Annotated in this window: 12 protein-coding genes; 4 read left to right on the top strand and 8 right to left on the bottom strand. The window is 54.5% G+C overall.

Features of this window, described 5'->3' with window-relative positions:
• Positions 1–136 precede the first annotated feature (136 nt).
• The gene (locus JMJ04_RS12390; RefSeq protein WP_201370792.1) at positions 137–1,819 is read right to left on the bottom strand and encodes a sensor histidine kinase; all 1,683 of its coding nucleotides are present in this window, start codon (positions 1,817–1,819) and stop codon (positions 137–139) included.
• 41 nt (positions 1,820–1,860) lie between these two features.
• Entirely contained in the window at positions 1,861–2,583 is a 723-nt protein-coding gene (locus tag JMJ04_RS12385; RefSeq protein WP_201370791.1) for a response regulator transcription factor, read from the bottom strand.
• A gap of 248 nt (positions 2,584–2,831) precedes the next feature.
• On the opposite strand from JMJ04_RS12385, the gene JMJ04_RS12380 reads away from it, so the two are divergent.
• A complete protein-coding gene (locus JMJ04_RS12380; protein ID WP_201370790.1) occupies positions 2,832–3,503 on the top strand; it encodes a hypothetical protein in 672 nt (223 codons plus the stop codon).
• Positions 3,504–3,665: 162 nt separating this feature from the next.
• Complete coding sequence (locus JMJ04_RS12375) at positions 3,666–4,481, top strand: hypothetical protein (RefSeq protein WP_201370789.1); 816 nt, start codon at positions 3,666–3,668, stop codon at positions 4,479–4,481.
• Between the two features lie 23 nt (positions 4,482–4,504).
• Here the strand turns inward: JMJ04_RS12375 and JMJ04_RS12370 are convergent, their stop codons facing one another.
• From JMJ04_RS12370 to JMJ04_RS12360, 3 genes are all read right to left on the bottom strand, one after another.
• Positions 4,505–5,008, bottom strand: coding sequence for a hypothetical protein (locus tag JMJ04_RS12370; RefSeq protein ID WP_201370788.1), 504 nt, complete (start codon positions 5,006–5,008; stop codon positions 4,505–4,507).
• 114 nt (positions 5,009–5,122) lie between these two features.
• Complete coding sequence (locus tag JMJ04_RS12365) at positions 5,123–5,644, bottom strand: hypothetical protein (protein WP_201370787.1); 522 nt, start codon at positions 5,642–5,644, stop codon at positions 5,123–5,125.
• Between the two features lie 211 nt (positions 5,645–5,855).
• The gene (locus JMJ04_RS12360; RefSeq protein WP_201370786.1) at positions 5,856–7,517 is read right to left on the bottom strand and encodes an AMP-binding protein; all 1,662 of its coding nucleotides are present in this window, start codon (positions 7,515–7,517) and stop codon (positions 5,856–5,858) included.
• Positions 7,518–7,798: 281 nt separating this feature from the next.
• Here JMJ04_RS12360 and JMJ04_RS12355 point away from each other — a divergent pair, with 281 nt between their 5' ends.
• Positions 7,799–10,180 (top strand): protein kinase domain-containing protein, encoded by a 2,382-nt coding sequence (locus JMJ04_RS12355; protein WP_201370785.1) that lies wholly within the window; start codon positions 7,799–7,801, stop codon positions 10,178–10,180.
• Between the two features lie 40 nt (positions 10,181–10,220).
• Here JMJ04_RS12355 and JMJ04_RS12350 read toward each other — a convergent pair whose 3' ends face one another.
• Complete coding sequence (locus JMJ04_RS12350; RefSeq protein WP_201370784.1) at positions 10,221–10,628, bottom strand: DUF983 domain-containing protein; 408 nt, start codon at positions 10,626–10,628, stop codon at positions 10,221–10,223.
• 172 nt (positions 10,629–10,800) lie between these two features.
• On the opposite strand from JMJ04_RS12350, the gene JMJ04_RS12345 reads away from it, so the two are divergent.
• Positions 10,801–11,553, top strand: a complete 753-nt coding sequence (locus JMJ04_RS12345) for a 2-phosphosulfolactate phosphatase (protein WP_201370783.1) — start codon at positions 10,801–10,803, stop codon at positions 11,551–11,553.
• Between the two features lie 56 nt (positions 11,554–11,609).
• Here JMJ04_RS12345 and JMJ04_RS12340 read toward each other — a convergent pair whose 3' ends face one another.
• Together JMJ04_RS12340 and JMJ04_RS12335 are read right to left on the bottom strand one after the other, a co-directional pair.
• Positions 11,610–12,587, bottom strand: a complete 978-nt coding sequence (locus JMJ04_RS12340; protein WP_201370782.1) for an NAD(P)H-quinone oxidoreductase — start codon at positions 12,585–12,587, stop codon at positions 11,610–11,612.
• 189 nt (positions 12,588–12,776) lie between these two features.
• The gene (locus tag JMJ04_RS12335) at positions 12,777–13,298 is read right to left on the bottom strand and encodes a YceI family protein (RefSeq protein ID WP_201370781.1); all 522 of its coding nucleotides are present in this window, start codon (positions 13,296–13,298) and stop codon (positions 12,777–12,779) included.
• Between the last annotated feature and the right edge of the window lie 355 nt (positions 13,299–13,653).

Raw genomic sequence — 13,653 nt, 5'->3', positions numbered from 1 at the left:
TTAGCTTGACTTCTCGCGCCTGTGGCGCTCGCCGTGAAGTGTAGTATGGTGCGCTCTGGCAGCCTGCGGCTGCCAGAGCGCACCATACTACACTTCACGAACTATGTGCGGCAAGTATCAACGTGCATTTTGCCAGCTAGTTCTCTGGGGGAAGAGCACCAGGTTGGGATGCCGCCAGCAGACCAATTTTCTGGAGGGGTTGCGTAGTGGCGTCGGCAAAGGAGGGCTGGCCAGCGGCTACCAGGGGCAAGGTGAAGATAATGCGCGCCCCCATGCCAGGGGCGTTCTCAGCCCAGACACGCCCTCCATGGGCCTCGACAATCGCGCGCACAATAGAAAGCCCCAGACCGCTTCCCCCGCCTCCCTGTGCCTGGCGTGAACCATCGATGCGATAGAAGCGTTCAAAGATGCGCGCAAGCAACTCAGGGGGGATGCCCTTACCAGTATCGGTGACTGAGATCAGCAACTCGGCTCCCTGCACCTGGGCATCGACCACGACCTGCCCTCCCGACGGCGTATGCTGGAGCGCATTGTCACAGAGATTGGAGACAACACGCGTGATCATATCCGCATCCGCCTCGACCTGGGGAAGTTCAAAGGAGATATTATTCAACGGTTCCACATCCACACGCTCAAATTCGGGGGCCAGGACCGCTATCGCCTCATCGACCAGGGCCGCCATCCGTAGCGAGGTGCGTTGTGGGTGGAGGGCCCCCGCCTCTACCTTGGCCATGACATGCAAGTCCTTCACCAGGCGCCGCAGGCGTAGCGTTTCGCGTACAATGATACGCCCCGTCGCCTCGTAATCCTCGCGGCTCTGGTTAATACCATCGACCATGGCCTCGCCCAGGCCCGCAATGGCGGTGAGCGGCGTCGCCAGGTCATGGGTAATATTCATGATCAGCTCGCGGCGCCAAAGCTCCTGCTCGCGCAGGGTCTCCACGTCCTGGTGCAACTGAGAGGCCATTTCATTGAATGTAGTTGCCAGCTCGCCCAGTTCGCCCATCGCCTGCCCCTGTACGCGGACATTATAGTCGCCTACGGCCATCTGGCGTGTCGCGACCGTCATTTTTTCCAGGGGGCGCGTAATCGTACGCGCGAAGAGGATGGCCCCTAGCGCAGCCAGCAGAGCCACCACCACCAGCGCCAGCAGCATCACACTCCCCACATTTGAGATGTATTGTGGCAAAGACTGCTCTACAGTCGAACGGGGGGCGACAAAAAGCACACCCACAACCTCGTGGTGTGAGTCCCCATCAGCGAAGAGTGGCCGCATAATAAAGGATTGTGGCAACAATTTGTTACCTAGAGTATCTGTGACGGTGTCACCATTCTGCGCCTGGGCAAGATCATTGCGGAACCGGGTAATATCGCTGCCCTTCTGGCTAGGATCCAGGTACTTGGTAATAAAGGCATAGATGGCACGTATCTGCGCGGTACGCATCAGTTGTTTGGATGACACTTTTGACTGCGTAGGATAGGCGATTCGATTGTTTGCTCCCAACACCACATTCACAAAAGTCTGGTCTTGTAAGTTCTTCAAGGGCGCGACTGGTAGCGTCATCACAGAAGCTTTTTGTAGGGCGGCGGCGCTGGTCTCGCCAATACTGAGTTGATGACTATATTCACGCCCAATCTGTTGGGCACGGGTCTCCGATAGCTCATTCAACTGCGTTTTCTGGTCACTATCATAGTAGTAAAGTATAGCCAGAATCGCCGTTGCCACCAGCAGGATCATCGCCAGCATCGTGACCCCTACCGATCCCAGGGCCAGGCGCCAGCGAATACTCTGCCACCAGCTCATACGTTTCTGCGTCATCGCTCTCTCCCGGTACTACTCAAACAAGCATGCTCTTCGTCCTAACGCGTACCCTTTATCTCAAAGCGATAGCCTACACGCCACACCGTCTTGATGTAGCGCTGCTGCTCTCCCGCCTCAATCTTCTTACGTAAGGCGCTAATATGCACATCGATGGTATGTCCATCGCCCAGATAGTCATAGCCCCAAACTTTATTCATCAATATCTCGCGTGTAAAGACGCGGTCGGGCGATTGGGCCATCAAGGCCAGGAGATCGAACTCGGTTGGTGTCAACGCGACCTCATGCCCCTGCACCTCCACTCGCCGTGCCAGCAGATCAACCGAGAGTCCTGGGAAGCGCAGAACCGACTTCTCATCTTCTTTCGTCGCCTTAGAAGCTGGCGTAGCCTCCTGACTCGATGGGATACGGCGTAGTATGGCGCGCACACGACTGACCAGCTCACGCGGGCTAAATGGTTTTAGCAAGTAGTCGTCCGCGCCCAATTCAAGACCGTTGATGCGGTCGTCCTCGGCGCTACGCGCGGTCAACATCAGAATGGGAGTCTGTGACCAGGCCCGGATGCGCCGACAGACCTCAAAGCCATCGATGGCGGGCAACATAATATCCAGGACCACCAGATCCGGGTGCTCACGAGCATGCAACGCCAGGCCATCGGCGCCATCGCGCGCGACAATGGTCAGGTAGCCCGCATCCTTTAGATAGAGGTTGAGTAAATGGATAATACCTTCTTCATCTTCAATGATCAGAATCTTCTGCGCCATGGCTCTTTACTCCAAAACCCACCAGGCAATAGCCACCATAATTCTTTCGCTTTACACAGTATCTTAGCATAGCCTCAACAGAAAAAAAGGCCTTTTTATCCGCCCACGTGCAATCTTGAGCAAATCTTGAAACCCACAAGAGCTTTCGTTCATCTTTGCGTCATAGAATATGCATGTATCGACGTTGAGAATGCCTAATAAAAAGTGAAGTAAATAGATATACATCATCCAGAGGAGAAATTTACGCTATGAAGAAAACAATCTTTGTCGTCATGGGGAGCCTGGCCCTTGTAGTCGCGGCTCTCTTTGGCGCGTTCTTCTTTACACCACTATCGGCATTCGCCAGTAGCATTATCAACCAGGGCGCGACTACGACTACCAGCGATGCTACATATTGCCAGCAGTTTCAGCAAGATATGGCCAAGCGCCTGAACATCTCTGTTGATCAGCTCAAGAACGCGCGCCAGCAGAGCGTGTCGGATATCCTGGACCAGATGGTGAAAGATGGAAAAATCACCCAGGCCCAGGCAGATAAGCTCAAGCAGAACCTAGGCAAGCACCAGTGGTGCGGCTATAACGGGAAGGGCGCCCAGTCCTCAGCCGTTCGCCAGTACCTGGTACAGCATCGCACTGACCTGGTAAACGCACTCGCGAAAGATCTGAAGCTGACCTCAGACCAGCTCACCAACGATATCAAATCCGGCAAGACACTGGTCGATATCGCCAAGGCCCAGGGTGTCTCTGAGCAGGACCTGCAAAAAGACGTGCAGGATGCCGTGACGACCGTGCTCAAACAAGGTGTCAGCCAGAGGCAGCTCACCCAGAGCGAGGTTGACCAATTCACAACCGCCATGGGCAAGCACCCCAACTACCTAAAGATGGTAATCAATCACGTTGGGAAGGGCAAAAAGACCAAATAACCCACTTCCTTTGCTACCCATTCCTTAGTAACCTTTTTCACGCGAGAGACCGGAGCTGTTCCGGTCTCTTTTTTTGTGACTACATATACTCAAATAATCCAATACGGCTCAGATCTATACTGAAAAAGAACAGGCATCTACCTAGAGGAGAAGAGTCGTCTCATGGAGCAGCAACCGCACAGTCATAATCCACACCAGCCACAAAGATCTTCTGAGCCACATGAAGAGGCAATATACCAGGACCACCAGGCGCCGTTTCCCGCTTCAACGCTGCCACACGCCAGCCTGGACCCTTATCAACGCAATTACTATAGCGAGCAGACCCAGACAGTCTATCCTCACCCAGACCAGGAAGGTTCCTTTGTAACCGCGCAAGACCCCTATGCCTCTCACCCCACGTTCCCCCCTTACCAGGAGTACGCTCGCTACCCCTACTGGCAGCCGCAACCCAGGAGAGCCAAACAGCACATACGCAAATGGCTCTATATCACCACGGCGGCCCTGGTGGCAGCTCTCATTCTGATAGCGGTCGTCACGCTTGCCTTCATACCGAGGCTCAATAGCCTCTATCCACATCCCAACGGGGCACAACGTCCGGGCATCATACAATTTCCCGGTCTTCCGCACGCGGCAAACAATACAGGTGGGCAGAGTCCATTTCTTCCAGGCCACTCCATGCCGCTCGTGCTACGCCAGCATCTCTCTTCCATACGTACACAGATGGCCAACGACCTGCATACCTCGCCAGAGGACCTGATCCAGGAGTTGCAAGGTGGAGAAGATATCGCGCAGGTCGCCAGCAATCATGGTGTCTCAAGCACGCAGTTACAACAACTGATCAGTGATACACTCCATAGCAACCTGCAACCCGAGGTCGACAATGGGACCCTAAGTCAGCAGCAAGTAGACACCTTTATCGAGCGCGCCCAAAATAATCCCGCAATCCTGACGCATCTACTGGCGAGCAGCGATACATAAAGATCACGAGACAATTCAGAAAGCTAAGCCTCTGCCGTGGTCTTAGCCGCTTCAAGATCCTTCTCGGCCGAGTTTGCCTCCAGGAGACGTCTAAATAGGCGCGTTATGGGGACATATGCAGCCAGGAGCGCAAGCGAGCAGGCAAGGGTTATCACACATCCGAGCAGATTTGTTGGCATGATAATATCCAGGGCGCCGGGTCCCCAACTTCCCGCATGCTGGTACCAGGTGTTCAGACCTGCGCACCAGGTCGCAGCCTGGAGGCACCAGTATGCCACACGCCCACGTCCAGAGCTTATGCCTAGCAGGAAGATGCCGATACCGATATACGTCAGCACGCCTCCAAAGCCCAGGCCACGGATATATCCCGGCCACCAGAGGAGATCTGACAGAATCCAGGAGAAACTCACCGAAGGCAGGGCCGAACGCGCCAGCACAACGTTTATCGCTCCGAGTATTCCCAGCACCAGGCAGACCACCCCTAGACCACACCACACAGACCGATAGCGCAAGAATCGCCGTAACATAGAAATACGCATTCCTTACTTATACAAACGCAAAACACTAAAATAGCTGTAACCTGTTTCCCCTATTATATCTACGAGGGCATACATCTACAATGGAGAAACGTTCACCGAATCCTAGCCGTTGCTACCACTTTCCAGGTACACCTGCGCATGTGCATGCGCATATACATGGCGCAAGAACCGCGTCAAAGGAATGTAACCGATGAACAATAACAGTGAGATTGCCAGGGTGACTATCCCCCAGAATATATTGACTGGCACCACAAGCGCCAGTAGATGTCCCCATGCGTAGGTTACCCGCTTCCCCGGCGTTTGGTAGAGCAGGTTGATCCCGACACACCAGACGGCGACCTGGAGCAACCAGAATGCCAGGCGCGGGCGCTCGGAACTGATGCCCAATAAGCCAATCCCTATCCCTAGATAAATAAGAACACCTCCAAAGGGAACGCCGGTCATCCAATCGCCCAGCATAGTGTCGCGCCACCACAGGACATCCTGCACGACAATAGGAATGCTCACCCGCAACAAACCCGCGTTTGCCATGACAATGCGCACAGTCCAATACACACTTAAAAGAAGACATATCACTCCTAGCGAACGCAGGAGCGTCTTAAGCGTAAGGCTTCGCGTTAACATATAGCACCTCTTCCCTTCTAGATGTGCGCTTCCCCTCTCTCCTCAACAATTCGCGCTTTATTGCAAAGATAAACGTGCATTCTCCCACTCAGGATACATGAGAATTTAGTAAAAGTTGGGTGCAGGGATGCCTCCGGCATCCCTGCACCCAACTTACCCGGGACCATGAGATATTGACCGACGCGCATGACTCTATGCCTCTACATACAGCCTAGCTCTTTTTGTTGCGCTCTCTTTCGCGGAGTTCCACGCGCCGGATCTTGCCGGAGATGGTTTTTGGGAGTGTCTCGACGAACTCGATTTCGCGGGGATATTTATAGGGGGCGGTGACGTTTTTGACATGCTCCTGTAGTTCGCGCGCCAGGGAGTCCGCTGGCTCATAGCCTGGGGCCAGGATCACGAATGCCTTGACGATCTCGCCTCGCATCTGATCAGGGCTGGACACAACGGCCGACTCGGCGACGGCTGGATGTTCTTTCAGAGCGCTCTCAACTTCGAAGGGTCCAACGCGATAACCGGCAGTAATGATCACATCATCCGCCCGTCCAACAAACCAGAAGTAGCCATCTTCGTCCTTATAGGCCCGGTCACCGGTAATGTACCAGTCGCCTCGAATGCTGGCCTGAGTCGCCTCAAGGTTGCGCCAGTACTCCTGGAACATCCACAGCGGACGCTCGGGCTTGATACGTACCGCGATATCGCCCTCTTTATGTGGTGGAAGTTCGCTGCCATCGTGATCGATGATGCTGATCTCAAAACCTGGCGAGGGCTTGCCCATTGAGCCAGGCTTGACTGTGAGAGGAGGAAAATTGCCACAGAGCAAGACCGTTTCCGTCTGGCCATAGCCATCACGAATAGTCAGGCCCGTCTTCTCTTCCCAGAGACGAATGACCTCGGGATTGAGCGGCTCGCCCGCGCCCACGCAGTGGCGTAGCGCCTTTGGTGGATGGGACTGTAAGTAGGCCAGTGGCTCATCCAATACCAGCATACGATAGGCCGTAGGGGCGGCACAAAAGGTGGTAATGGGATAGGTATGCAGCAATTCCAGGGTCTCCAGCGCGTTAAATTTTCCGCGCGCGTCCTGGACAAAGATGGCCGCACCCATGCTCCACGGGCCAAACAAGCTGGACCAGGCGGCTTTTGCCCAGCCATTTTCAGTGAGATTGAGATGCAGGTCGTCCTCATGCAGGTCGAGCCAGTATTTCCCTGTGATGGTATGTCCAATGGGATAGCTGGCCTGGGTATGCAGCACCATCTTGGGGTTGCCCACGGTTCCGGAGGTAAAATAGATCAGGCAGGGGTCGTCGCTACGCGTCTTGGGGCCTGAAAAATCCGGCAGGGCCTTGCCTGTGATATGCGCGTAGCTGTGCCAGCCTTCACCAGGCTCATCATTACCTACTAGAATTGCCTGGGTGACGGTCAGGCACTGATCACGCACCGCCTCAAATTTTTGGGCTCCTTCGCTGTCTGTGATGATGGCACGCGCCTCCGCAGCCTTGATGCGAAACTGGATGTCTTTCGTTGTGAGCAGAGTAGTCGAGGGGATAGGAATGGCACCTAATTTCATTAATCCCAGCACACTCTCCCACCACTCGGGAACGCGGGGCAACATGACCAGCACGGTGTCGCCTTTGCGGATCCCCAGCAGTGAGAAGGCATTCGCCGCCCGGCTCGATGCCTCCGCGAAGTGCACAAAAGTCAGGCGTCGCTCCTCCCCATCCTGTCCCAGCCATAACATCGCTAATTTCTGCGGGTCCTGTGCCCATTTGCCAATCACATCGGTTGCGAAATTAAAATACTCGGGAACCTCAAGCGCGAACGCGCGGCGCTCAGCTTCATAATCTAGCATATTTGGGGTTTTCGCCTGCGTCATACATGCCTCCTTACATCTCACTTGGCGTAAGAAACAACAACGCTGTTGCCGATCATGACCTGTATCATATCACGCCACATGGAGCACATGACAATCTTTCTCTCTCATTGGCTCGCAAGCTCGCTACCTGCACCAACATCCCCTTACCCATGAGCGTCGCAGGCGTGAAACTTGACCTCTTGCTTGATAAGTAACACCTCTCTATAATAAACCTGGATATGTTGAGTATCTCGCACACCTGAGCAAGACTGGCCATATATTAACCAGGAGTAGAAGTCTTTATGAGCAATACGCAAGCGAATTCGGAGAGCTACGTCGGGCGTCAAGTTGGAAACTACCTTGTTCAGGCTGAGGTACAGCGCGGCTCATATGGCAGCGTCTTCCAGGCCAAACATGTTATCTTCGCCGATGAACCTGTGGTCGCCCTCAAAATTCTGCATACTAATCTGACTGATCCAGCCTCCGAGCAGCAGTTTTTTGATGAGGCACGCCTGTTACGCCGTCTGAAGCATGCGCATATTCTGCCTGTGCAGGACGCGGGACTCGATGAAGGTGTACCCTATTTCGTTGCGGCCTATGCCGTGGGCGGCTCGCTACGCGATCTCCTGCTCAAGCAGCAGGGGACACCTCTTCCCATCGCCGACGCGCTGCGCATCCTCAACCAGGTCGGCGATGGTCTAAACTATGCGCATCAACAATCGGTGGTGCACCGCGACCTCAAGCCAGAGAATATCCTCTTTGGCGACCAGGGCGAGGCGCTGCTCGCCGATTTTGGCATCGCCGTAACTCTTACCTCGACGCGTACTCAACTCGCCAACCGCAGTGGTACCCCGGCCTACATGGCCCCCGAACAGTTTGAAGGCTTAAGCAGTATCAAAAGCGATCAGTACGCCCTCGGCTGCATGGCCTATGAACTCCTCACCGGGCGCCTGCCATTTCAATTCACTGATACCAGTATCGAGACCATCTGGTTCCAGCATGCCAAGGTGGTACCGACCCCACCCACACAGATAAACTCGACAATTCCACCCTATACAGAGCAAGCGATTCTACGCACCCTGGCTAAGGATCGCGAACAGCGTTTTCCCTCGGTGGCGGACTTCCTCCTGGCACTCAACGCAGGCTATACGACGCAGACGATCTACACCACACCCGCTCAGCCACAGGGACTCACTCCGACCGTTATGGTAGAGCCAGCAAACCAGCAACAACCGCCTCTGGCTCCTACCCGCGTGGTAGAGTCTCCCACCGGCCCGGCCATCGCACCCACAATCATGGCAGACCAGCCAGACTCCTCTACACCCGCTCAAGGCTACACACCAACCGTCTCAGCCAATGCGGATACAGAGAGTACCCTCCATACGACGCAGGGCGACGCACAAAACCAGCCCCAGGCCGCAAGCACCTCTAAAAAGACGCGCCGTCTGCCAGCAGCCTTGGCTACAGGAAGTGCTTCTAATTCCCAGGCGCAAACATCCACGCCTGAGATAGCCCCCGCGCCACCGCCCATTACGCCGGTCCCGCAACAACCCACGCTTATTCTCGATCCAGATAAGGCCAGGCTCTATGGAGAAACCGCGCACAAGCTCAATGACATCGAGCGCTATAGCGAGGCCCTGGCATATTTTGAGCAAGCCTTGCACTTTGATCCCGCCAACGGCTGGCTCTATGGTGGCAAGGGCTTCGCGCTGTATCACCTTGAGCGCTATGAGGAGGCCCTGACTGCACTCAATGACGCTATTAAGCTCGGTTATACCAATAATGGCTGGATGTATGCCTACCTGGGCTATACACTCAAAGAGCTGCACCGCTACCAGGAGGCCCTGCAAGCCTACGACCAATCGCTCCAGCTCGACGCCAATAACGCCTGGACCCTGCGCGAAAAGGGGCATGTCCTTAACACACTCAAGCATTATGATGATGCGCTTAAATGCATTGATCACTCGCTTGAGCTGGATGCCAAAAGCGAGTTCGCCTATGGTCGCCGGGGCTTCGCCCTCAAAAATCTCGGTCGCCACGCCGAGGCGCTTCAAGCGTATGATCAGGCCCTGACTCTTGATCCACACGATGGCTGGACCTATCGCGAGAAGGCCCACGTCCTCAATCTTCTTAAGCGCTATCCAGAGGCAGTCGAGGCGGCAAATATGGCAATCCAGTTCGATGCGCACGATATGTATGCCTATGTCCAGAAAGGTTTCGCCCTCAAGAATCTCGGTCACTATGAAGAGGTCTTACAAGCATACAATCAAGCGCAGGCGCTTGACCCTAAGAATGCCTGGTTCTATCGTGAAAAAGCTTTTGTGCTCAATGAGCTTAAGCGCTATGAGGAGGCATTACATGAGTCCGACCAGGCCGTTAAACTGGAGCCACACAACGCCTTCGCCCATGGACGCAGGGGCTTCGCGCTCAAAGAACTCAAGCGCTATGAAGAAGCCCTTCAGGCCTACGACCAGGCCCTGCAACTAGACGCCAATGATGCCTGGACGCTACGCGAAAAGGCGCATGTCCTCAATAGCCTCAAGCACTATGATGAGGCCCTGTCCTGCGCCGAGCAAGCTTTGCGCCTCAATCCCCAGGACGAACTGGCCAAGGAACAGCGTGAAGCCGCCAAGCGCCACCTTCGCCGCCACAAGAAGGCCACCGAAGAGAAAGAGAAAGAATAAGGATGTAGCCAGGGGAGGTATACCTCCCCTGGCTACATCCTTATTCTTTACTCGAAAGCTCGAAGATACGTGTGCGTGTCTCCAGGTGTTCACGTGAAACCGGGTTGAAGAAGTGATCTATCGACATCCAGAAACTCCGGCTATGATGGAAGAAGAGGAATGGCAGCAAGACCGTCATAGGAATACCAATGGCCCAGATTAGAGCTAAAGACACGGTCCGCATGGCCGATAGAGGCACGGTAAAGCCGACAACGATGAACTCGCTGAGTACAAGGTTGATGGCCATAGAACTGGTAAAGTACCCCTCTTCCCCACGTTCATAGGGAAACTCGCAGTATGGACACTGATCATACATTTTGAAAGGACGGCGGAACAATTTGCCCTTCCCACAGATAGGACACCGCAGAATGAGACCACGCCACAACAATCGTGACAACTTGATATGCATAGTGCAACCTCTTTATAACCCATTGCTTCAACCTTGAAACATAAAAGTTCTTTCTCTATACAAAAACAATAACATAGACCAGATTATTCATGCCACACATATCACTCTAAAATTACACGCATAGCACAGCGGATAGAGAGACCCGTTCTCGTTTTGCCAGGAGGAATTAGTTTTGAGGCTGCATATCTACTTTACCCCTGCGGAGGTCACCGCGCTCAGTCAATCAGCCAGCGACATTTATATCGTTATTGATGTCATTCGCGCTACCACGTCTCTTAACGTCATACTGGAACAGGGAGCGAGCCGGGTACTCATCGCAGATACGCTGGAACAGGCCAGGGAAGCCGCGCGTATTCACCCTGGCAGCCTGCTCTGTGGTGAGCGCCATGCCCGTCCCCTGCCTGACTTTGACTACGGCAATTCGCCTGTTCAATTTCTTCGCCAGAGCTTCGATGAGCGAACGCTGATTCTAACCACGACTAATGGTACCCGTGCCTTCTTCGCCTGTCCCGAGACCAGCTTTCGCCTTGCTGGCTCCTTCAATAATGCCCATGCCATCACAGGCCATGCCCTGGCCCTGGCACGGCAACATAATAGCGCAATCAATATTGTATGTGCTGGCGAAGGCGGCAGCTTCCCTTTGGATGATGCAACATGCGCAGGCTATCTCGTGCGCGAGTTTTGCGCCCAACAACCCGACCTTGTTCTCGGCGATAGCGTCTACGCGGCTCTCGCTCTCTACGAGACCTATGCACCGCCGCGCCTGCTCGATTACTGTAAATCGGCGCGCTCCGTCCGTAACGCCGGCCTGGCAGCCGACCTGGACCTGTGTATGCAGATCAACCGTAGCCAGGTAATCCCCCAGGTCACCAGTCGCGACCAGGCCACCAACCTGCTCATTATCCAGCAATACACAAACGCATAAAACACAGAGGAGGGGAGCCAGGACTGGTTCCCCTTCTCTGTGTTTTATGCGTTTGCTTAGCCCAGGGCCAGCACTAGCTTGCCGAAGTTGCGGTTGGCCTGCATCACCTTGTGCGCCTCAGAGATGCGCTCAATGGGGAAGACCTCTTCCACAATCGGCCTGACCCTACCTCTGGCGAGCAAGGGTACAACCTGGACCGCAAAGTGGCGCGTAGCCGCCAGTTTCTCTTCCAGGGTGCGTGAACGTAGGGTAAAACCACGAATGCTCAGGCGTTTGGCCATGACCTTGCCCAAGTTGACATTGGCATCGGCCCCGCCCAGTGTCGCCAGGAAGACCAGGCGACCCCAAAGGCCGAGCGCCTCCAGATTCCCCTCCATATAGGGGCCTCCGATAAAGTCCAGCACGAGATGCACGCCCTCGCCATGCGTCATTTCCTTGACTTCCTGCGCGAAATTCTCTGTAGAGAGACCGACATCCAGGCCCAGCTCTTTGGCGCGCTCAAGCTTATCAGCGGTTCGCGAGGTACCATACACCGTACAACCCATAGCGCTTGCCAGTTGGATCGCTGCCGTCCCCACACCACTACCAGCGGCATGTACCAGCAGGCGCTCACCCATCTTCAAGTCACCCTGGGTAAACAAGGCGTCATGGGCAGTGATGAATACCTCAGGAATCGCAGCCGCCTGGATAAAGTCCAGATTCTCGGGAATTTCTACCAGCAGGCCCTCGTGGATAAGCAAATATTCAGCCTGTCCACCGCCGCCTGTAATCCCCATTACTCGCTGCCCAGGACGCCAGCGGCGCACCATGGGGCCCACCGCCGCCACCTCACCCGCGAACTCCAGGCCGGGGATAATGGTTGGATATCCTGGAGGCGCCGGATAATGTCCCATACGCTGCGAGATGTCCGCGCGATTGAGACCTGCCGCCTTCACGCGCACCAGGACCTGGTCCCCAATCGGTTCGGGGGTGGCGATCTCCTGTACCTCTAATACCTCAGGGCCGCCCGCCCTGGTAATAATGACCGCTTTCATACCACTCTCTCCTTACAAATGTCTACGTTGACACTGATGACCGCCTCTCAAGGCCGATGTCGCTACTATTGTACAATGTCGACGCCCTCTTTTGCAGGAGGGATTCCCAAATAAAAAAGAGGCAGCGTGTGTTCTCAAGTTTGAGAACACACGCTGCCTCTTTTTTATTTTCTGCTTCTCAGGAGGGAATTAGCCCTTGTTCTGAGTCTCCAGGTCGATCTCGATCTTGACATCGTCGCCGACTAGCACACCACCGGTCTCCAGAGCGGCGCTCCAGGTCAGGCCGAAGTCGCGGCGATTGATCTTCGTGGTCGCGCTCAGGCCGGCCACGGTCGCACCCCAGGGATTCTTGCCCTGACCCAGGTACTCGGCATCAAAAACGACTGACTTGGTCACACCATGGATGGTCAGGTCACCGGTCACTTTGTAGCCGTCGCCCGCGCGCTCAACATTGGTGCTCTTGAAGGAGATCGTCGGATACTTCTCAACGTCAAAGAAGTCAGCACCACGCAGGTGGCCGTCACGATTGGCATCGCTGGTATCGACACTGGTCGTATCAGCCTGGGCCTCAACCCAGGAGGCGGCAGGATTCTGCTCGTCGATGTGCAGCTTACCGCTAAAGACTTTGAAGCTACCACGAACAGTGCTGAACATCATGTGTTTCACGGAGAAATTGACGTGTGAGTGTGTAGGATCGATTTCCCAGGCCATTAGATATACCTCCTAAAAAAGCAAATATGCTTTTGTTAGCAACTTTCTTTATGATAGTTACATTCTAGCATGTACAACTTGCATTTGTCAAGCCACTTACTTTCGAATAGCAACATATCTTGACTACGTTTTATCACATTGACTTATCATTGTCAAGTAGCTTATGTTTAATTAGTATGATGTGGGATGAGGTACCGGGTGACTGCCCGGTACCTCATCCCACATCATACTAATTGATTGGATTGTCACTCGCAATTTCTGCACCTCTTTAGAGTAAGTAAGGAGTAGGCTGTTTGGCAGGCTCCGCCTGCCAAACAGCCTACTCCTTACTTATTCCTGAGCACCGCAGGTGCAA

Origin of the sequence: Ktedonobacter robiniae, from assembly GCF_016587375.1 — a bacterium.
GTDB lineage: Bacteria > Chloroflexota > Ktedonobacteria > Ktedonobacterales > Ktedonobacteraceae > Ktedonobacter > Ktedonobacter robiniae.
This window is presented reverse-complemented; position numbering and strand designations above follow the sequence as displayed.

Coding starts and splice junctions, on each gene's coding strand:
- JMJ04_RS12335 (WP_201370781.1), bottom strand. CDS start 13,298: ATGGCCTGGGAAATCGATCCTACACACTCACACGTCAATTTCTCCGTG.
- JMJ04_RS12385 (WP_201370791.1), bottom strand. CDS start 2,583: ATGGCGCAGAAGATTCTGATCATTGAAGATGAAGAAGGTATTATCCAT.
- JMJ04_RS12390 (WP_201370792.1), bottom strand. CDS start 1,819: ATGACGCAGAAACGTATGAGCTGGTGGCAGAGTATTCGCTGGCGCCTG.
- JMJ04_RS12375 (WP_201370789.1), top strand. CDS start 3,666: ATGGAGCAGCAACCGCACAGTCATAATCCACACCAGCCACAAAGATCT.
- JMJ04_RS12340 (WP_201370782.1), bottom strand. CDS start 12,587: ATGAAAGCGGTCATTATTACCAGGGCGGGCGGCCCTGAGGTATTAGAG.
- JMJ04_RS12360 (WP_201370786.1), bottom strand. CDS start 7,517: ATGACGCAGGCGAAAACCCCAAATATGCTAGATTATGAAGCTGAGCGC.
- JMJ04_RS12370 (WP_201370788.1), bottom strand. CDS start 5,008: ATGTTACGGCGATTCTTGCGCTATCGGTCTGTGTGGTGTGGTCTAGGG.
- JMJ04_RS12350 (WP_201370784.1), bottom strand. CDS start 10,628: ATGCATATCAAGTTGTCACGATTGTTGTGGCGTGGTCTCATTCTGCGG.
- JMJ04_RS12380 (WP_201370790.1), top strand. CDS start 2,832: ATGAAGAAAACAATCTTTGTCGTCATGGGGAGCCTGGCCCTTGTAGTC.
- JMJ04_RS12365 (WP_201370787.1), bottom strand. CDS start 5,644: ATGTTAACGCGAAGCCTTACGCTTAAGACGCTCCTGCGTTCGCTAGGA.
- JMJ04_RS12355 (WP_201370785.1), top strand. CDS start 7,799: ATGAGCAATACGCAAGCGAATTCGGAGAGCTACGTCGGGCGTCAAGTT.